Genomic DNA, 19,261 nt, shown 5'->3' with positions numbered 1-19,261 from the left:
TTCAATCCATAAACAGATGAACCAACTTGATACCTACCTTTTTCTTTGGTTAAATTCATTACATAATTCAACTTTAGATCCCATTATGGAATGGATTTCAGGTAGAAATTCATGGATTCCTCTTTATGTTTTGATAATTGGTCTGTTGGTTTGGCGTTATAAAAGTAAGTCAGTTGCCATATTAATTGCTGTGATACTCAGCGTGGTACTTTCAGACCAAATTTGTTCATCTTTTTTCAAACCTTTAGTTCAACGTTTACGTCCTTGTCACGAACCCGCCATTCAACATTTAGTACACGTGGTGGGCAATTGTGGTGGACAATTTGGTTTTTGCTCCTCTCATGCAGCCAATTCTTTTACATTAGCCATGAGCTTATTGTTGTTGATTGGTAAAGACTATGCTTGGGTAAAAATTCTTTTTGTTTGGGCAATAATTATATCTTACAGCCGTATTTACGTTGGCGTACATTATCCGCTTGATGTACTGGCAGGAGCAGGCGTAGGCGTAATGTCAGCTTTTATAAGCTTTAGACTTTATCAATATTATTTATTAAGAGTAAACCATGAGAAACCTTAAATTATTTTTAATCATTTTACTTTCCTCTTCTTGGACATTTGCCTCAAATGAGGATTCAGAATTGATAGTTGGTACTTGGTTTACGGATGATAAAGCCTCAAAAATTCAAATTTATAAAGTTCAAAATCAATATTTTGGAAAAGTTGTTTGGTTGAAAAATCCATTAGTCAATGGAAAAGCAGTTACAGACAGCAAAAATCCAGATAGTAAATTGCGTTCAAGAAGCGTATTAGGTTTGACAATCTTTAATAATTTTATTTTTGAAGGAAATAACACTTGGACAGACGGTGAAATTTACGATGTACGAACAGGAAGAACAGTGGCTGGAAAGATGTCATTGAAAAATAAGAATACACTTGATTTACGAGGCTATATCGGAAAGCCAATTTTTGGCAAAACCGTTACTTTATACAGAGCAGAATAAAACAAAAAGGGCTTAAATGTTAACTTTAAGCCCTTTTTGTTTTATAAATCTAATAGAAAACGCATGGTATCTACTCCGTCGGCATAATCCCACAATTGCGGTTTTTGTGTTTCTCCAAAAGCCAAGCTATTTTCATACCAAGCATCCTTAGAAACAATACATTGAATTTTATCAGCTTTTTCTGCAATCTTTTGGTTCAAATCTTCTAAATTTTGATACTTCTCATAAAAAATAACTGAAATAGGCGATACCAAAGAATCATTTTCAGTCAAAATTAAAAAACCATTATCAAAATGATGTTGGCGGTTTACTAAGTAAATAGACTTATTGTAGTCGTAATTGTTTTTATACTTGTTATGATAAAAAACATCGCCAAGAGGTTCGATTATATCATAAAATTGAGTGAAATCGTAATCTTCTGGTACGTAAAACTTAGAAATATTTCTACAACCAAGCCCGTAATAATCCGTGATGTCATGTCCAAGATTCATAAAATCTTCAACCGACTCTTGTCCATTCAAAATAGCAACCGAACTACGATTTTGACGAATAATATGGGGTTTATTTCTAAAATAATATTCAAAATAGCGAGCTGAATTATCAGAACCCGTAGCGATTAAAGCGTCCACATCGTTCATTTTATCGCCAATTTTAATATTTAAAGCCGGGCTGAATTCTAATAATTTTTCAATCAAAGCCAGCATCAAAACACTGTCTTGCGAGCTAAGTTTGGCAACACAAATATGTCCAGAAAGTACAACAGTCAATAAATCATGAAAACCAACTGCAGGAATATTTCCAGCCATGATAACGCCGATTTTTTTTACTGTTTCAGGTTTGTCGGCTATCTTATAATTTTCAATCCACTTTTCCAGTAAAGTTTTATCTAAGAAATAATTAGCAATCGCATCTAATGATTTAAGCGAATTTTCAATCGTAAACCAATTATTTTGATGCGAAGCTCTATCAGCCCAAGTAGTAATTTCTGTTTTATTTTCTTCATTTTTTAAGAAATTCCCCAGTGCAACAAATGCCTCAATTCTTGCTTCTAAATTCATTTTATTGTTATTTTCTACAAATTTACAGAAATCCCTCGAAATATTTTTTTTCGATACTCTGTAAACTTTATAGGCTATTCAAGGTTAAACTATTAATTTTGTGAATGATTTTGAGCGAAGAACTGTTTGAAAGATAAGCAAAAGTACTTCAGTATTAAAATTTCCAAATAATTATATATAATTAAAAAGATTTTCTATGGCAATTATCATAACCGAAGAATGCATCAACTGCGGTGCTTGCGAGCCAGAATGCCCAAATACAGCAATATATGAAGGTGGCGTTGAATGGACTTGGTCGGGAGGAACCAAACTGGTGGACGTTGAATTAGAAGACGGTACTGTAATCGGTGGTAAAGACCCGATGCAGCCTGTTTCTGACGAATTTTATTACATAGTATCAGATAAATGTACAGAATGTATGGGATTTCATGAAGAACCACAGTGTGCTGCGGTTTGTCCAGTCGATTGTTGTGTTCCAGATCCAGACCACGAAGAAGACGAAGAAACCCTTTTGGCAAAGAAAGCTTGGTTACACGCAGAATAAGAAAGAAAACATTTTTAAAAAGCCCCGATTTGATAAAAATCGGGGCTTTTTTGTTTGAAAAGTTATATAAAATCTTGGAATTTTAATTTAAGAATATTTGGTTTTTTTGCATTATTACAGAATAAGTTAAAAATGAACTTTTAAAGGCAAAATATTAGTAAAATTTATGATTATATGATTGATTTTAGCCCTATTTTGGATTATTTTTTGAAAAAAAGCCTAAAATAGGTTAAAAATTTGCACATAAAATTTGGAATAGTAAATTTTACCTATAATATTTGCACTGTAATCAAGCATTAATATTTAAACATTCAACCAAATATTATTATGAAAAAAACCTTAATCACGTTATTTTCTTTGTTTTTAGCAGTTCCTGCATTTTCTCAAGATAAAGAGGAAGATAAAGGTAAACTAACATTCTCTGGATATATTGATTCTTACTATTTAGCGAACTTCAATAATCCAAGAAACATGAAGAATACAGGTGCATCAGGAACAGCAAGAGCATTTGATCAGAAAACTGGATTTTCATTGGGTCTCATTCAAACAAAAATTGGATATGCTTACAAAAATACTGACGTTGTAGTAGATTTAGCTTTCGGTCCAAATGCTGACTTAGGAAATTATGGTAATGCTGTAAGTGTATTAGGAAACGGTTATGGAGGTACTTCTTTAGCTATAAAACAAGCATATTTCAACTGGAAGCCTACTGATAAATTAACATTAACAGCTGGTCAGTTCGGAACTCACATTGGTTATGAAGTAATCGATGCTCCATTAAACTATCACTACTCTTTATCAAACTTATTCAACAATGGTCCATTCTACCATGTTGGTGTTAAAGCTGCTTACGCAGTATCTGATAAATTTGCTTTGATGGGTGGTATTGTAAATGGTGTTGACCAACTTTACAGTAATAACAACAAACCAGGCTTAATCGCTCAAGTATTTGTTCAGCCAGTAGGTGGATGGAATGTATATGTGAACGGTATTACAGCTAACCGTAATACAAAAGATGCAACAAGCGGTCTTACTGATAAGGGTACTTACAACTTGTTAGACTTAACTACAACATACCAAGTGACTGAGAAATTCTTATTAGGTTTGAATGCAGCAACTGGTAAACAAACTTATGCAGCAGGCGAAAGTAAAACATGGGGTGGTTTTGCAGTATATCCTAAATATGACTTCACAAGTACATTTAGTTTAGGTGCAAGATATGAATCGTTCTCAAACAAAGATGGTGTAACTGCTTTGTTAGACTATGATGGTAATGGTGTTAAAGTTAATTCAATCACAGTGACTCCAACTTTCACAGTAGCAGATGGTCACTTATTGTTGAAGCCAGAATTTAGAGTAGATTCTTATGACAAGAATTTCTTTACAGATGGAGACGGCGTTAAAACAAAATCTCAATCAACATTTACTTGGGCAATGATTTACAAGTTTTAATATATAATCTGCACACAACCAATGATTAAATTTTAATTGGTTGTGTGTATTTTAGTTTCTGTAAACAATTCCATAATAAACCCTAAAACACTAATCACAATGTCACAAAAACCAACATTTATTCCAATTCTAATTTTGTTAGTTATTGCCATTGCAGCAGCTTTTGTACCTGCACCCGGTGCAGCAGTTACAGAAGGTATCGATACCGGCGATACTGCATGGATGCTTGTTTCTTCAGGTCTTGTTTTATTAATGACACCTGGTTTAGCTTACTTTTACGGTGGTATGGTTAACCACAAAAACGTTATTTCTACGATGTTGCAATCATTTATTGCAATGGGTGTAATTACGTTAATTTGGGTTGTATTCGGATTCAGCTTAGCTTTCGGTGATTCTATCGGTGGTTTTGTAGGTAATCCAACAACTTATTTCATGTTCAAAGGTGTTTTCGACGGTAAACCTTGGTCACTTGCAACAACAATTCCATTTGCTTTGTTTGCATTTTTCCAAATGAAATTCGCCGTTATTACTCCTGCTTTGATTTCTGGTGCGTTAGCTGAACGTATTAACTTCCGTGCTTTTGTATTATTCATGGTGTTGTTCTGTGTTGTTGTGTATGCTCCATTAGCTCACTGGACATGGCACCCAGATGGTTGGTTGTTTAAATACGGTGTTCTTGACTTTGCAGGTGGTACTGTTGTACACATGAGTGCAGGTTGGGCAGCTTTAGCAGGTGCTTTATACTTGAAACGTCGTAAGTCACACGTTGAAGCTAACATTTTACCTCCAGCAAACATTCCTTACGTATTGTTAGGTACTGGTTTACTTTGGTTTGGATGGTTTGGTTTCAATGCAGGTTCAGCAGTAGGAGCAGGACCATTGGCAGTATCAGCATTCGCAACTACACACGTAGCAGCGGCTTCAGCAGGTTTGTCATGGGTATTATTTGATGTAACTCGTGGTCGTAAAGTTTCAGCTTTAGGTTTCTGTATCGGTGCTGTTGTTGGTCTTGTAGCAATTACTCCAGCTTCTGGTTTCGTTACAGTTACAGCAGCAATCACTATTGGTACTATCGCCGCTATTATTTCTAACATCGGTGCACACTGGAGAGCAAATTCTAAATTAGATGATACTTTAGACGTTTTCCCTTGCCATGGTGTAGGTGGTATGGTAGGTATGGTAATGACAGGTTTGTTTGCTTCTAAAGCAGTAAACGGTGTAGTTGTTGAAGGAGAGCAAGGCTTATTCATCACTGGCGACGTTGCTTTGATTGTTAAACACTTAGTGGCATTAGCAGTTGTTTCAGCATTCGCATTTGGTTTATCTTATTTCTTATTATTCGTTACTGACAAAATTATTCCTTTGCGTGTAACTGAAGAAGAAGAAAGAGTAGGATTAGATATTTCTCAGCACGACGAATTTATCGTTGAAGCATAACAATATCAAAACTTTACCACAAGTAATGGTTCTTGTGGTTTTGTTTCAGAAAGAAAGCCCCCAGACCTTGTCAGGGGGCTTTTTAGCTTTATAGCCCTTAACCAAACGGGCAAATGGCAGTAAATGACAATTAATAATGAATCGTGTATTAAATTATCAAATTTTCGCACGTACTATCTTCAATCAATGATTAAAATGATGTACCATTTAGTCAAAAAAAGGACATTACAAAAAGTAAAATAATAAATTACGAGTTTTACAGAGAAGAATTGGATGAATCTTGAAGAAGGAATCACACAGAGAATATATCACTGAATTAGAAGTAGGGAATCCATTTTCTCAAAAAATATATATATCTTTGCATTACCACAAGTTTGGTTTCTTGTGGTTTTGTTTTGTTATAAGAAAGCCCACAGACTGTGTTTGTGGGCTTTTTGCTGAATTTTTGGCAATATTTTTAGATGCTGATAAAGGCTAATGTGTTTCGAATACTTCAACTTCATTTACTTCTACAAGCATTTCAGGATTAATTGAAACTAAATGTACTTCTTTTGATTCATTGATGAGTATTGGGTCATATTTGGCTGTTACTCTGATGTAATTTTCGGTAAAGCCTTGCATTTGTCCATTTTCAACATCATCTTCAAAAAGTACTTTGAAGTTTTTACCTAAGTTTTCTTCATAGAAGTATCTTCTTTTTTTCTCCGATAATATGTGTAACATTTTTGACCTTTCCGAGCGTTTGTTGAGTGCTACCACTGGCTTGATTGACAAAGCAGCCGTATTTTCTCTTTCTGAATACGTAAATACGTGAAGATAACTAATGTCTAAATCATTCAAGAAGTTGTATGTTTCTATAAAATCCTCTTCTGTTTCGCCAGGATGTCCAACAATTACATCAACACCAATACAACAATGAGGAATTAATTGCTTGATTTTATTTACTCGCTCAATATAAAGTTCTCTTCTATAACGGCGTTTCATTAAGCCTAATACTTTATTTGAACCAGATTGAAGCGGAATATGGAAATGTGGCACAAAACGTTTGGAAGTAGCTACAAACTCAATGATTTCGTCGGTTAATAAATTAGGTTCAATAGATGAAATTCTTATTCGTTCCAATCCCTCAACTTCATCCAAAGCCTTTACTAAGTCTAAGAAAGTTTCTTTTCTTTTTCCATTTTGGAGACCAAAATCACCAATATTTACGCCTGTAAGTACAATTTCCTTCACGCCGCTTGCCACAATTTCTTTAGCTGCTTTAACAACATTTTCAATGGTATCTGAACGGCTTGCTCCTCTTGCTAAGGGAATAGTACAGTAGGCACAAGGATAGTCACAACCATCTTGTACTTTCAAGAATGTACGAGTACGGTCGTTTAATGAATAAGAGGAGTGGTAATCAATGGCTTCTTCAATATTTTGGTTGAAGATTTTGGCTTGATTTTCTTTAGGTTCTTTAACAAAACCATCTAATAAATCAATTAACTGAAACTTTTCTGCAGCACCTAAAACAGCATCTACTCCCTCAATATCAGCGATTTCTTGAGGTTTTAGTTGAGCATAACATCCAATAATGGTGACATAACCATTTGGATTGATTTTATTAGCTTCTTTTACAATTTTCTTACATTTCTTGTCTGCATTTTCTGTAACAGAACAAGTATTGATGATAAATATATCTGGCGTTTGATTAAACTCTACTTTTTTGTAGCCTTTTTGCTCAAACATTCGAGCAATAGTTGATGTTTCTGAGTAATTAAGCTTACAGCCTAATGTATAAAATGCGACCTTTTTCATACTGCAAAGATAGTTATCCTTTCCTAAATTCTCATCCAAAAAAACTCAAATGCACTGGTTCTTATGGCATTAATAGCAAAATTGGGAAAAAGGCAATAAAAAAAGACCTGTTTTTTGAACAGGTCTTTTCTATATGAGGAATCAAAAAAACTAAACTTGAGCAGTTTTAACAGTTTTGATGATACGAGCAGCAACTTTGTATGGATCAGCAGCTGAGTTTGGACGACGGTCTTCCAACCATCCTTTCCAACCTTTTTGTACAGCAGCGATTGGAATACGGATTGAAGCACCACGGTCAGATACACCATAAGAGAATTGGTCGATTGACTGAGTCTCGTGTTTACCTGTTAAACGTAAGTGGTTGTCAGCACCGTAAACTTCGATGTGTTCTTTAACGAATGGAGCGAAAGCTTGGCAGATAATGTCGTAAGTTTCTTTCTTACCAGCAGTTCTAAGAGCTGTGTTAGAGAAGTTAGCGTGCATACCTGAACCATTCCAGTCAGTATTTCCAAGAGGCTTACAGTGGTAGTTAACCCAAACACCGTATTTCTCACAAGTTCTTTCCAATAAATAACGAGCAATCCAAATTTCGTCACCAGCTTGTTTAGCACCTTTAGCGAAACATTGGAATTCCCATTGACCAGCAGCAACCTCAGCGTTGATACCTTCAACGTTTAAGCCAGCTTGAAGACAGTATTCTAAGTGTTCTTCAACTATGTTACGACCGAAAGCATTCTTAGCACCAACTGAGCAGTAGTAAGGGCCTTGTGGACGTGGGTAACCGTTTGCAGGGAAACCTAAAGGAAGATTAGTAGCTAAGTCGTACAAGAAATATTCTTGCTCAAAGCCAAACCAGAAATCATTATCATCGTCATCAATTGTAGCACGACCGTTTGATTCGTGAGGTACACCGTTTGCATCTAAAACTTCGCACATCACTAAATACGCAGGAGTTCCTAATAAAGAACGCTCAGGGTCTGGACAGATATAAACTGGTTTCAATTGACAGTCAGAAGAACCACCTGGAGCTTGTTCTGTTGAAGAACCGTCAAATGACCACATTCCGCAATCTTCTAATTTTCCGCTAAAATCACTCTCAATTTTAGTTTTACTACGAAGGCTCTGAGTTGGTTTGTATCCGTCCAACCAAATGTACTCAAGTTTAGCTTTTGCCATGATTTTGTTATTGGATTTTAATTTATTTGGTTATTTTCCTTATTTCTTGGTACAAATTTATACTTCTAAATTTAAAAAACACAAAAAAAAAATGATTTTTATGAAATATTTAAACCTGCACCTATTTTTTTTTCTTTTTGAATAATTCTAATTTTAAAATTGTCAGTCAATTTGTCAATCGTAAAATTATATTTTGTTATACTCAAAAATACAATACTTTATTTTGTAAATCAAAATATTTTCAGAATTAAATATAAATTTCTTTAAATAGTTAAATTTTTTCTTTAGTTATTTTTATTGTACCGAAATTGTGCTTTTTAAAGGAAGCAGTTTTTACAGTTCTGAACTGTTTTGGGCATTTGAAAACAAATTCAGATTTGAAATAGAGACTGCCAAAATTGAATTTTTGAGATGAGAAAAATTGCCTATACGAAGGCATGTTGAAGTCAGATAAAATGCTTAAAAAAAGTTTTTATTCCCTAAACTCATAGCCTTTTAAAGATTATTTCGTTTATTGTTAAAGAGTTTGCACGAACATTCGTAATTTTATTACCAAATCTTAAAAACATTCAAAAAATAATCTGAATAATTTTATATGGCAATTGCAAGATTTAAAGCACTTGAGTTAGCACAGTCGAGACCGACTGTACCGGTAAAGATACCGAGTGAGAAAGTAACGGACTTTTATGGAAGTAATACTTTTAATGAAGAAGTGATGCGTTCTTTGTTAAGCCCGGAAGCTTACTTGAAAATTACGAATGCAATTGAGGATGGGAAGAAAATTGACAGAGAGGCAGCCGATGAAGTAGCTGCAGCGATGAAATCTTGGGCTATATCTAAAGGCGTTACTCACTATACACACTGGTTTCAACCTTTAACAGGTACGACTGCTGAAAAGCACGACGCTTTTTTTGATATAACCGGTAAAGGAAAAGCAGTTGAGAAATTCAAAGGGTCTGCTTTAGTACAACAAGAACCTGATGCCTCTTCTTTCCCAAATGGTGGTATTCGTTCCACTTTTGAGGCCCGTGGTTATACGGCTTGGGACCCATCTTCGCCAGCGTTTATTATGGAAAACGTAGCAGGAACAGCTACTTTATGTATTCCTTCGGTGTTTGTTTCTTATACAGGTGAAGCTTTAGATTACAAAACTCCTTTGTTGAAATCAAGTGAGTTAATAGATAGAGCTGCTACTAAAGTAATGAATGAATACTTTAATAGAGAAGTATCAAAAGTAACGGCTTCTGTTGGGGTTGAACAAGAATACTTTTTGGTTGATGAAGCTTTGTATAATGCTCGTCCAGACTTAATGATGTCGGGAAGAACTGTATTTGGGCATTCACCAGCGAAAGGACAGCAATTGGAAGACCATTACTTTGGTTCTATTCCGCCAAGAGTAAATGCCTTCATGGTTGATTTTGAATTGGAAGCCTTGAAATTAGGCATGCCAGTACGTACTCGCCATAACGAAGTAGCTCCTGCACAGTTTGAAGTAGCTCCAACTTTCGAAGAAGCTAATTTAGCTTGCGACCACAATGCTCTTTTGATGGATTTGATGAACAAAGTAGCTTCAAAACACAAAATGCGTGTACTTTTCCATGAAAAACCGTTTGCAGGTATTAATGGCTCTGGAAAGCACAACAACTGGTCTTTGGCTACCAACACTGGCGTGAATTTATTAGGTCCTTCAACAAAGCCAAAAGAAAATCTTCGTTTCTTAACGTTTTTTGTCAATACCATCAAAGCCGTTCATGATTACGCTGATTTATTACGTGCATCAATCGCAACGGCTGGAAACGAACACCGTTTGGGTGCAAACGAAGCTCCGCCAGCTATTGTATCAATTTTTATTGGAACAGAAATGACTCGTGTATTGAATGATTTAGAAAATCTTTCAGAAATGCACGATATTAAATTAGAAAAAGGTGATAACGTTTATTTGCGTTTGGGAATTAATAAAATTCCAGCACTTTTATTGGATAATACCGACCGTAACAGAACTTCTCCTTTTGCGTTTACAGGTAATAAGTTTGAATTCAGAGCGGTTGGTTCTTCAGCCAATTCTGCTGCTCCGATGACAATCTTGAATACAATTGTTGCCAACCAGTTGATGCAGTTCCGTGAGGAAGTAGATGTGTATTTAGAAAAAGGTATCAAAAAGGAATTAGCGATTGTAGAAGTATTGAAAAAATATGTAAAACAATCAAGAAAAATTCTTTTTGAAGGTAACGGTTACTCAGAAGAGTGGGCTGAAGAAGCTAAAAGACGTGGTTTGCCAAATCATAAAACTACGCCCGAGGCTTTGAAACAGTACCTTGACAAATCGGCGATTGAATTGTTTTCAAAACATGGAATCTTTAACGAGGTAGAAATGCACGCTCGTTATGAAATCGAAATTGAAAATTATATCAAAAAAATTCAGATTGAATCTCGTGTAGCTGCCGACTTAGCTATTAATCATATTGTTTCTACTTCATTGAAGTACCAAACACAATTGGTTGATAATGTACGTGGACAAAAAGAAATCGGTATTGACCCGCAGTATTTTGCTCCAACCATCGAGATTATCAAGAAAATTTCTATCTATACTTCAAAAATCAATAATCTTGTAGAATTGATGACTGAAGCAAGAAAAGAAGCCAATAATTTAGAAAACATCGGTGAAAGAGCTGTCATTTACAGTACTACGGTGAAGGAATATCTTGAAGAAATCCGTTATTGCGTAGATAAATTAGAGCTTATCGTTGACGACGATGAATGGCCTTTGCCAAAATACCGTGAATTATTGTTGATTCGATAAAATATTATTTTTATTTCAAAAAATTGATATATTCACTCAATTGCCCACGATAGTTTGTCTTCGTGGGCAATTTTGTTATCTTTGGAACAAAAATTAATCCCTCGAAATATGTCATATAAAACAAATCCAGGACTTGACCCCAAAGAAATAGCTTTACTAAAACAAGAATGTAAAGAGGCAGGAAAAAAGTTTGTGTATTTTGAAGACGAGCTAAATGATGAACCTGACAATGTGGAAGAGTTTGTTCATGTTCAATTTGTAGGAGAATATAAAGGACAAGAGGCTATTTTTGATGCAGTTATTTACTCCTTGAGATTACACTTTAATAGTGTAGTGTATGAAACAGCAGAAAGAAAAGCAATGAAATCTTTCCCTTTGTATGTTCCATTAGAAAATCGTGATGAAACTTATACGCCAAACGAAGAAATGGACGAAGAAGTTGAGCTTTTCATCACTGAACTCATTGAAGAAATTGAGGAAAACGAAGAAATAAAATTAGCCGAACATTTGGAAATTGATGAAGACTTTGAGTTTGGTATCGGCTTAGAAGTATGTTTGAATGTAGAAGAAGTCAACGATAAAGTAGTAACTAAATTTGTGGATGATTACTTATCAGGCAACTTCAAACTTGACCCAACACTTTACTCTTTTAAAACAGAATCTGAAGATTAATATTCATTAAGTTAATGCCCATTTCAAAAATACTCTGGTTAAAAACGATAGCAAAAGTTTTTGTCTTTTTAGTTCTTTTTTTGATAATCGTTGGAATCGGGCAGTCGTTTGTGGCTTCTGTTTTGGCTAAAGTTTTTCGAGTAAGTACTTCTCAGTTTTATGAGCTGATACAAATGCCAGCTCATCACGAAAAACAATTGATTTTTGAAGTAAGCAATGCGGTGATTGAAGTAATCATCATTTTGCTTTTTCAGAAATTTAATTCGGGAAAAATTAGTCTTAAAAGAATGGGTTTCAGCTTAAAAAACAAAGGAATCGAGTTTTTAAGCGGAGCTATTTTAGGTATTTTTTTAATAAGTATTGGTTTTGTAATATTAAAAATGATGGGATTTGTTCGAGTAATTTCACTCGAATTCAATCCCATCATTTTTGTTTCGTACTTGTTTTTCTTTCTAATAGTGGCTTTTACAGAAGAGTTGCTGGCGAGAGGACTCATTTTGAATATTTTATTGGAAGGTTTCAATGAGTATGTTTCATTAAGTATTTCTGCGTTTATTTTTGCAGGTTTACATCTCATGAATAATTACATTGACTTTATTCCCTTTCTCAATTTAATTTTAGCAGGCTATTTATTAGGTGTGTTTTACATCCTTAGGCATAGTATTATGTTTCCGATTGGCTTGCATTTTACTTGGAATTTCTTTCAAGGGCCAGTATTTGGCTTTGAAGTATCAGGGCATAATGTAAAAGGAATTATTCAACATCAATTAGTTGGTAGTCAGATTTTTACAGGCGGTTCATTTGGCTTTGAAGGCTCAATGATTGCTTTTCCGATGATGCTTTTGGGTATTTTTTTTATTTATAAGTATCACAAAACTTTTGAAATCTAAGCCAAAGGTTTTTACAATTTTTCCATTTATCTTTTCATTACTCATACATTCATGAACATTTTTTACGAACCTACCATTAAACAATCTTTAAAACTGAATGAAGAAGAATCACGTCATGCGATAAAAGTATTGAGGCTTAATGTAGGCGAAAAACTTTTTGTAGTGGATGGAAAAGGAGGTTTTTATACTTGTGAAGTGAGGATTGCCCATGAAAAAAAATGTGAAGTAAAAATCATTCAAGAAGAGCAGAATTATGAATTATCCAACATTTATATTCATTTGATAATTGCTCCGACCAAAAATTTGGATAGAATAGAATGGATGGTAGAAAAATGTGTTGAAATAGGCATTCAAGAAATTTCTTTTATACAAACTCGTTATTCTGAAAGAAAAGAAATAAAAACAGCCAGAATAGAAAAAATTGCGGTAGGTGCGATGAAACAATCGCTGAAAGCTTTTCTTCCAAAAATCAATGAAATGATTACTTGGAAAGAGTTTTTGAAAAAAGAAATTGCTGAATCTCAAAAAATGATTGCTCATTTAGAAGAAGGTGAACGTCGTTTGATACAAGAAGTAGCCGACAAAAACGGAAAATACGCCATATTGATTGGCCCAGAAGGCGATTTTACACCAGAGGAAATTCAGCAAGCACTTGAAAAAGGCTTCAAAGCTGTAACTTTAGGAAAAAGTAGATTAAGAACCGAAACCGCAGGATTAGTCGCTTGTCATACTTTAAACTTAATTAATCAATGATTCGTCTCTTTAGCACTCGTTTGGCTTCCAAGTCGTTTTTGATTTTACTTATTTTGGTTCTTTTACAGACAAAGAATAATACACTCGTCGCACAGGCTTCTTTTAAAATTGCCAAAATGAAATATGGCGGCGGTGGCGACTGGTATTGCAACAAAACCTCTTTGGGAAATTTAATAATGTTTTGCAATAGTAATCTCAGAACGAATATAGCCGCCGAAGAAGACATCGTTGAACCTTCAAGTCCAGAGTTATTTACTTATCCATTTGTTCATTTGACCGGACATGGAAATGTGGTTTTTAATGAAGCCGAAGTACAAAATCTCAGAAAATATTTAATCAGTGGAGGCTTTTTGCACATTGATGATAACTATGGTTTGGATAAGTTTATCAGAAGAGAAATGAAAAAAGTATTTCCTGAATTAAGTTTTGTAGAATTACCTTTCAATCATCCAATTTATTCTCAGAAATATAAATTCCCCAACGGTTTGCCTAAAGTACACGAACACGACAACAAACCTCCGCAAGGCTTTGGCTTAATTTACGAAGGTCGATTAGTATGCTTTTACAGCTACGAATGCGATTTAGGAAATGGTTGGGAAGACCAAAGCGTTTACAAAGACCCCGAAAGTATTCGTCAGAAAGCATTGCAAATGGGAGCGAATCTCATTTCTTTTGCTCTTACTTCCAATTAAACCTTGCAAATGTCAGAATTAAGGTAAATAATGGATTTTTTTTGTAAAGATTAGGTAACTTTGTTAAACATCGAAGTTAAACCGTTTGTCTTCACAATGATAAATGTCTCTTTTCTTTCTGATATTAATCACACGAACAAATTAAAATCACAATAATTAACATGCAGTTGGTATTACCCGCTTTCATCTTTCATTGGTACTTATCTTTATTTAGCCAGACGTTTTTTTTACACCGTTATTCGGCTCACAAGATGTTTACGATGAATAAATTTTGGGAAAAGTTTTTCTATTTCCTAACGTATGTATCACAAGGCTCTTCGTATTTAAGTCCACGTGCTTATGCAATTTTGCACCGTATGCACCACGCTTTCAGTGATACAGAAAAAGACCCTCACTCACCACATTTCTCAAATAATGTATTTGCGATGATGTGGAAAACCAAAGACATTTATAATGCTCTTTTGAACAACAAAGCTAAAATTGAAGAGCGTTTCGACCATAATTACCCTTTTTCAAAAACGATTGAGAAATTAGGTGACCACTGGATTTCAAGAATCGGTTGGGGAGTAGCTTATGTAATGATGTATGTAGTGGCTTATATCTACTTTGATATGCACTGGGCTTTCTTCTTTTTATTGCCAATTCACTTTTTGATGGGGCCAGTTCATGGGGCGATTGTAAACTGGTCGGGTCATAAATATGGTTATCAAAATCATGACAATAATGACAAATCAAGAAATTCATTGATTTTCGACTTTTTGATGATGGGCGAATTATTTCAAAACAATCACCATAAGTTGCCAAACAGTATGAATTTTGCTTCAAAATGGTATGAATTCGACCCAACTTATCCAATGATTAAATTATTAATCTGGTTGAGAATCATCAAGCCGAATTTAAGTAAACCTGCTGATGCGGAGTTTTAGTTATTGAGTGAATGAGTGAGTTGTGATTTAGTGATTATTGATTTCACACACAAACAACAAAAACGTCCTGATTGAATTTCAATCAGGACGTTTTTGTTGTGGCTCATAGCTTAAAACTCATAGCTGAAAGTTTACTACAATTTTCTATCAATCTCAAAAGCCTCTAAGTAATCAGACACACGTTTTACAAATTGTCCGCCTAAAGAACCATCGACAATTCTATGGTCATAAGAATGAGAAATAAACATTTTGTGGCGAATACCCAGTAAGTCACCTTGTGGTGTTTCTATTACGGCAGGTTTTTTCTGAATTGCTCCGAATGCCATAATTGCTACTTGTGGTTGTACAATGATGGGTGTACCCATGATATTTCCGAAAGTACCGATATTAGAGAAAGTATAAGTGCCGCCTTCCAAATCCTCTGGTTTGAGTTTGTTTTCTCTGGCTCTTTTCGTTAAATCATTTACTTTTTTTGTCAACCCAATCAAATTATAAGAATCTGCATTGTGAATTACTGGTACAATTAAGTTCCCATTTGGTAAAGCGACAGCCATTCCAACGTTGATGTTTTTCTTATAAATGATTTTATCACCATCAACAGAAGCATTGATTTGTGGGAAATCAGCAATTGCTTTCACGATAGCTTCCAACAAAATAGGAGTGAAGGTGATGTTTTCGCCATACTGTTTTTTGAAAGCATCTTTTATGCCGTTTCTCCAAAGAGCAATGTTCGTCATATCGGTCTCTACGAAAGAAGTTACGTGTGGAGCAACTTTTTTCGATTCAACCATTCTGTCAGCAATCACTTTACGCATTCTGTCCATCTGAATAATTTCATCATTTCCAGAAATTACCACTGGTTTTGAAGGAACAGCCACGCTTGGAACTTCTTTTACTGTACTTACTTTCGGACTGGTTTGACGATTTTTTAAGTAAGCAAAAATATCGTGTTTGGTTACTCTTCCATCAGCACCAGTACCAGCAATAGCGTCTAATTCAGCACTTGAAATATTTTCTTCTTTGGCAATATTGAGTACCAAAGGAGAATAAAATTTAGAGCTACTTGAAGTACTTGTACTTACCAGAGGGTCGAGATTAATACCTGTCAGTTGTTTGATTTCTTCAATTTCTTGAGCTAAAGTTTCAGAAATCTCTTCAACTTTCGGTTCTGTTCCTTCACTTTCATCAGAATTAATAATACAGATTGGTTTCCCAATTTCAGCAATTTCGCCTTCGGCAACTAAAATTTGAGTAAGAATTCCCGACTGCGTACAAGGTACTTCCGTATCAATTTTATCTGTGGCTACTTCCAATAAATATTCATCGGCTTCGATACGCTCACCTACACTTTTAAGCCACTTCAAAATAGTAGCTTCCATGATACTCTCGCCCATTTTGGGCATAATTACTTCGATTAAAGCCATGTTTTTCTTAATAAATTAAGGATATTAATAGCAGTGAGATGAATATTTTGTTCTCTAAAGCCTCCTAATTGTAATTTTTTAGTAATTGTTTGATGTTCTGAAGCGATGGCTATCCAGATAGTTCCGACTGGTTTGTCAGGCGTTCCTCCGTCTGGTCCAGCGATACCACTGGTCGCTAAGCCAAAGCTTGTGTTGCATAATTTCCGAATATTTTCCGACATTTCGATGACTGTTTCCTCAGAAACAGCTCCGAATTTTGCTAAAGTTTCAGCCTTTACGCCTAATTGATTGATTTTTACTTCGTTGCTGTACGACAAAATTCCACCCATAAAATAAGCAGAACTTCCTGCTACTTTAGTGAACTGATGCCCCAAATAACCACCAGTACAACTTTCTGCAACTGATACTGTCAGCCCTTTTTCTTTCAGCAGTCTGCCAACTACTTCTTCTAATTCATCATTGCCAAAACCATATACAAACTCTTGAATAATTGGTAATACTTTTTGAAATTCAGCTTCTACTTCTTGTTCTAAAGTATCAATATTATCACCAAAGCCTGTGAGTCTTAGTTTGACACTTCCCATGGAAGGTAAATACGCCAGTTTGATGTGCGAAGGCAAAGCATCTTCCCATTCATCAATCATTTCTGCTAATAATGATTCACCGATACCAACTGTACGAATTACTTTATGGAAAATAACGGGCGTTTTGAAATGCTCTTGAATTTTAGGCAACAAACTGAGCGTCATCAATCCTTTCATTTCATAAGGCACGCCGGGCATTGAAATATACACTACTCCTTCGTGTTCAAACCACATACCCGGAGCAGTTCCCATTGTATTTTCAATATAAGTAGCATTTGTCGGAAGTTCAGCTTGCCCTTTGTTTAGTCCTGTTACTTCTCTGCCTCTTTTCTTGAAAAATGCTGTTAAATCAATCAAGGCTTGAGGATGAATTTCAAGACTCGAACCAAAGTATTTACAGAACGTTTTCTTGGTAATATCGTCTTTTGTAGGGCCTAATCCTCCTGTAACAATTACCAAGTCTGCTCTTTGCGAAGCTTCATTAAAGATTTGAAGAATGGCTTCTTCTGTATCACCCACAGAAGATTTTCTAACGGTGCGAATCCCTATTTTATCAAGTTCGGCACTAATCCATTGGGTGTTGGTATCAGTAATTTGTCCGTATAATATTTCATCACCAATGGTAATTATCTCTGCTCTAATCATTATTATTTCATCTTTTAGCTAAAGCCTTAGCCCTAATTGATTATTTTTGTTCAAAATTACACAAATTCAAGAGTATTGAGATGTAAAAGCAAATGACTTTCCATAAATTTTATCATATTCTTTTTGTTAAACATTAATGTAAATAAAATGAAAAAATTAATTTTAAGCCTATCCTTAATGCTTAGTTTAAGCAGTTGTAATTCACAGAATATCGGAAATATTCTTAAACAAGCCAATGACGTTTTGGTTGGCAATGCCAATGGCGTTTTGACTACCGACGAAATAGGCAGAGGGTTAAAGGAGGCTCTGACGGTGGGAATTAAAAATAGTTCGTCGAAGGCATCTGCTCTGGATGGTTACTTAGGAAACCAAAGCATTAAATTATTGTTTCCACCGGAGGCTCAGAATGTTGAACAGAAATTGCGTCAAATTGGTTTGGGAGCTGAATGTGATAAATTTATTACAGCTTTGAACCGAGGTGCTGAAAAAGCGGCGGCAAAAGCTGTTCCGATTTTTGTGGATGCTATTACACAAATGACGATTCAAGATGCTTTGGGGATTTTGAAAGGCGAAAAAGATGCCGCCACCAATTATTTGAAAAGAACTTCAACAACTGCTTTGACGGCCGCTTTTGCTCCAGTGATTGAAGAATCTATCAACGCAACAGGTGCTACTCGTTTGTATGGTGATATTGCCAATACTTACAATAAAATCCCATTTACGAAAAAAGTAAACCCAGATTTGAAACAATATGCAACTCAAAAAGCAATTGATGGGTTATTCCTTTTAGTAGCTCAGGAAGAGCAAAAAATCAGAGAAAATCCAGCAGCACGTGTAACGGATTTATTGAAAAAGGTTTTTGCTAATCAATAGTATAAAGGAGTAATTAGTTAATAATGATTGGTGATTAGTATTTTAAATTTACAATTTTGGCTGTGCAAGCTTACACCCGAAATCATACATCATAAATCTGAAATGCTTGCTATCATTTTTTGCGATTCAATTAAAAAACAATTATATAAAAGTACCCATCTTTATAATGAAACATTCTGAAATTAATTTTAAAGTAACATTAGACGACCAGAGTATTCCAGAGCAAATTCAGTGGACGGCCACAGACAATCCAAATGAAGGTATTGAAGAAACAAAATCAATTTTTGTAGGTGTTTGGGATCATTATCATAAAGGCACATTGGCTTTACCACTTTGGACAAAAGACATGGATGTTTTAGAAATGAAACGTTTTTATATTGAAGTAATCGGAAGTGTAGCAAATACTTTGGTAGATGCAACGGGCGATGAAAAAATGGCTGGCTTGATTGACAATCTTTGTAGAACTTTGACTAAAAACTTACAAGAGGAAATCAAAGCGGCAGAAAAACAGCAATAGTATTGTTAACGATTGTT

The 19,261-nt window shown here is 34.9% G+C and carries 18 protein-coding genes; 13 read left to right on the top strand and 5 right to left on the bottom strand.

Going from position 1 to position 19,261, the window contains the following annotated elements:
* The first annotated feature begins 16 nt into the window (after positions 1-16).
* A complete protein-coding gene (locus tag VB248_RS03350) occupies positions 17-577 on the top strand; it encodes a phosphatase PAP2 family protein (RefSeq protein WP_323295316.1) in 561 nt (186 codons plus the stop codon).
* On the top strand, positions 564-1,001 hold the full coding sequence (locus tag VB248_RS03345; protein WP_323295315.1) for a DUF2147 domain-containing protein: 438 nt from the start codon (positions 564-566) through the stop codon (positions 999-1,001). The genes VB248_RS03350 and VB248_RS03345 overlap by 14 nt, the downstream gene beginning before the upstream one ends.
* 41 nt (positions 1,002-1,042) lie before the next feature.
* Here VB248_RS03345 and VB248_RS03340 read toward each other — a convergent pair whose 3' ends face one another.
* Positions 1,043-2,059 carry an acyl-CoA reductase gene (locus tag VB248_RS03340; protein ID WP_323295314.1) on the bottom strand — a complete coding sequence of 339 codons (1,017 nt, stop codon included), beginning with the start codon at positions 2,057-2,059 and terminating at the stop codon, positions 1,043-1,045.
* 196 nt (positions 2,060-2,255) lie between these two features.
* Here VB248_RS03340 and VB248_RS03335 point away from each other — a divergent pair, with 196 nt between their 5' ends.
* The 3 genes from VB248_RS03335 to VB248_RS03325 all read left to right on the top strand — a co-directional run bounded on the left by VB248_RS03335 (position 2,256) and on the right by VB248_RS03325 (position 5,492).
* Entirely contained in the window at positions 2,256-2,603 is a 348-nt protein-coding gene (locus tag VB248_RS03335) for a 4Fe-4S dicluster domain-containing protein (RefSeq protein WP_323295313.1), read from the top strand.
* A gap of 327 nt (positions 2,604-2,930) precedes the next feature.
* Positions 2,931-4,055, top strand: coding sequence for a porin (locus VB248_RS03330; protein WP_323295312.1), 1,125 nt, complete (start codon positions 2,931-2,933; stop codon positions 4,053-4,055).
* Positions 4,056-4,154: 99 nt separating this feature from the next.
* Positions 4,155-5,492, top strand: a complete 1,338-nt coding sequence (locus tag VB248_RS03325) for an ammonium transporter (RefSeq protein WP_323295311.1) — start codon at positions 4,155-4,157, stop codon at positions 5,490-5,492.
* 474 nt (positions 5,493-5,966) lie between these two features.
* Here VB248_RS03325 and mtaB read toward each other — a convergent pair whose 3' ends face one another.
* Both mtaB and VB248_RS03315 read right to left on the bottom strand, forming a co-directional pair.
* The gene (gene mtaB / locus VB248_RS03320) at positions 5,967-7,292 is read right to left on the bottom strand and encodes a tRNA (N(6)-L-threonylcarbamoyladenosine(37)-C(2))-methylthiotransferase MtaB (RefSeq protein WP_323295310.1); all 1,326 of its coding nucleotides are present in this window, start codon (positions 7,290-7,292) and stop codon (positions 5,967-5,969) included.
* A gap of 150 nt (positions 7,293-7,442) precedes the next feature.
* On the bottom strand, positions 7,443-8,468 hold the full coding sequence (locus VB248_RS03315; RefSeq protein WP_323295309.1) for a glutamine synthetase beta-grasp domain-containing protein: 1,026 nt from the start codon (positions 8,466-8,468) through the stop codon (positions 7,443-7,445).
* A 595-nt stretch (positions 8,469-9,063) separates the two neighbouring features.
* Here VB248_RS03315 and VB248_RS03310 point away from each other — a divergent pair.
* From VB248_RS03310 to VB248_RS03285, 6 genes are all read left to right on the top strand, one after another.
* Positions 9,064-11,268, top strand: a complete 2,205-nt coding sequence (locus VB248_RS03310; protein ID WP_323295308.1) for a glutamine synthetase III family protein — start codon at positions 9,064-9,066, stop codon at positions 11,266-11,268.
* Between the two features lie 108 nt (positions 11,269-11,376).
* Positions 11,377-11,940 carry a hypothetical protein gene (locus VB248_RS03305; RefSeq protein WP_323295307.1) on the top strand — a complete coding sequence of 188 codons (564 nt, stop codon included), beginning with the start codon at positions 11,377-11,379 and terminating at the stop codon, positions 11,938-11,940.
* 14 nt (positions 11,941-11,954) lie between these two features.
* The gene (locus tag VB248_RS03300) at positions 11,955-12,830 is read left to right on the top strand and encodes a CPBP family intramembrane glutamic endopeptidase (protein WP_323295306.1); all 876 of its coding nucleotides are present in this window, start codon (positions 11,955-11,957) and stop codon (positions 12,828-12,830) included.
* A gap of 51 nt (positions 12,831-12,881) precedes the next feature.
* Positions 12,882-13,583, top strand: coding sequence for a 16S rRNA (uracil(1498)-N(3))-methyltransferase (locus VB248_RS03295; protein ID WP_323295305.1), 702 nt, complete (start codon positions 12,882-12,884; stop codon positions 13,581-13,583).
* A complete protein-coding gene (locus VB248_RS03290) occupies positions 13,580-14,275 on the top strand; it encodes a DUF4159 domain-containing protein (protein WP_323295304.1) in 696 nt (231 codons plus the stop codon). The genes VB248_RS03295 and VB248_RS03290 overlap by 4 nt, the downstream gene beginning before the upstream one ends.
* 161 nt (positions 14,276-14,436) lie before the next feature.
* Entirely contained in the window at positions 14,437-15,201 is a 765-nt protein-coding gene (locus VB248_RS03285) for an acyl-CoA desaturase (protein WP_323295303.1), read from the top strand.
* Between the two features lie 134 nt (positions 15,202-15,335).
* On the opposite strand, the gene VB248_RS03280 is transcribed toward VB248_RS03285, so the two are convergent.
* Together VB248_RS03280 and VB248_RS03275 are read right to left on the bottom strand one after the other, a co-directional pair.
* A complete protein-coding gene (locus tag VB248_RS03280; protein ID WP_323295302.1) occupies positions 15,336-16,625 on the bottom strand; it encodes a dihydrolipoamide acetyltransferase family protein in 1,290 nt (429 codons plus the stop codon).
* Complete coding sequence (locus VB248_RS03275; protein WP_323295301.1) at positions 16,616-17,854, bottom strand: competence/damage-inducible protein A; 1,239 nt, start codon at positions 17,852-17,854, stop codon at positions 16,616-16,618. Before VB248_RS03275 ends, VB248_RS03280 begins: the two co-directional genes overlap by 10 nt.
* A 147-nt stretch (positions 17,855-18,001) precedes the next feature.
* Here VB248_RS03275 and VB248_RS03270 point away from each other — a divergent pair, with 147 nt between their 5' ends.
* On the top strand, positions 18,002-18,727 hold the full coding sequence (locus VB248_RS03270; protein WP_323295300.1) for a DUF4197 domain-containing protein: 726 nt from the start codon (positions 18,002-18,004) through the stop codon (positions 18,725-18,727).
* Positions 18,728-18,893: 166 nt separating this feature from the next.
* On the top strand, positions 18,894-19,244 hold the full coding sequence (gene gldC / locus VB248_RS03265; protein WP_323295299.1) for a gliding motility protein GldC: 351 nt from the start codon (positions 18,894-18,896) through the stop codon (positions 19,242-19,244).
* The last annotated feature ends 17 nt before the right edge of the window (positions 19,245-19,261 follow it).

Source organism: Arcicella rigui, assembly GCF_034929435.1.
GTDB lineage: Bacteria > Bacteroidota > Bacteroidia > Cytophagales > Spirosomataceae > Arcicella > Arcicella rigui.
The sequence above is the reverse complement of the archived record's forward strand: the minus strand, read 5'-3'. Positions and strand labels throughout refer to the sequence as shown.

Excerpts from the sequence above, each read along its gene's own strand:
- VB248_RS03280 (WP_323295302.1), bottom strand. The coding sequence starts at position 16,625 with ATGGCTTTAATCGAAGTAATTATGCCCAAAATGGGCGAGAGTATCATG.
- VB248_RS03300 (WP_323295306.1), top strand. The coding sequence starts at position 11,955 with ATGCCCATTTCAAAAATACTCTGGTTAAAAACGATAGCAAAAGTTTTT.
- VB248_RS03290 (WP_323295304.1), top strand. The coding sequence starts at position 13,580 with ATGATTCGTCTCTTTAGCACTCGTTTGGCTTCCAAGTCGTTTTTGATT.
- VB248_RS03325 (WP_323295311.1), top strand. The coding sequence starts at position 4,155 with ATGTCACAAAAACCAACATTTATTCCAATTCTAATTTTGTTAGTTATT.
- gldC (WP_323295299.1), top strand. The coding sequence starts at position 18,894 with ATGAAACATTCTGAAATTAATTTTAAAGTAACATTAGACGACCAGAGT.
- VB248_RS03310 (WP_323295308.1), top strand. The coding sequence starts at position 9,064 with ATGGCAATTGCAAGATTTAAAGCACTTGAGTTAGCACAGTCGAGACCG.
- mtaB (WP_323295310.1), bottom strand. The coding sequence starts at position 7,292 with ATGAAAAAGGTCGCATTTTATACATTAGGCTGTAAGCTTAATTACTCA.
- VB248_RS03285 (WP_323295303.1), top strand. The coding sequence starts at position 14,437 with ATGCAGTTGGTATTACCCGCTTTCATCTTTCATTGGTACTTATCTTTA.
- VB248_RS03335 (WP_323295313.1), top strand. The coding sequence starts at position 2,256 with ATGGCAATTATCATAACCGAAGAATGCATCAACTGCGGTGCTTGCGAG.
- VB248_RS03340 (WP_323295314.1), bottom strand. The coding sequence starts at position 2,059 with ATGAATTTAGAAGCAAGAATTGAGGCATTTGTTGCACTGGGGAATTTC.
- VB248_RS03295 (WP_323295305.1), top strand. The coding sequence starts at position 12,882 with ATGAACATTTTTTACGAACCTACCATTAAACAATCTTTAAAACTGAAT.
- VB248_RS03315 (WP_323295309.1), bottom strand. The coding sequence starts at position 8,468 with ATGGCAAAAGCTAAACTTGAGTACATTTGGTTGGACGGATACAAACCA.
- VB248_RS03275 (WP_323295301.1), bottom strand. The coding sequence starts at position 17,854 with ATGATTAGAGCAGAGATAATTACCATTGGTGATGAAATATTATACGGA.
- VB248_RS03305 (WP_323295307.1), top strand. The coding sequence starts at position 11,377 with ATGTCATATAAAACAAATCCAGGACTTGACCCCAAAGAAATAGCTTTA.
- VB248_RS03350 (WP_323295316.1), top strand. The coding sequence starts at position 17 with ATGAACCAACTTGATACCTACCTTTTTCTTTGGTTAAATTCATTACAT.
- VB248_RS03270 (WP_323295300.1), top strand. The coding sequence starts at position 18,002 with ATGAAAAAATTAATTTTAAGCCTATCCTTAATGCTTAGTTTAAGCAGT.
- VB248_RS03345 (WP_323295315.1), top strand. The coding sequence starts at position 564 with ATGAGAAACCTTAAATTATTTTTAATCATTTTACTTTCCTCTTCTTGG.
- VB248_RS03330 (WP_323295312.1), top strand. The coding sequence starts at position 2,931 with ATGAAAAAAACCTTAATCACGTTATTTTCTTTGTTTTTAGCAGTTCCT.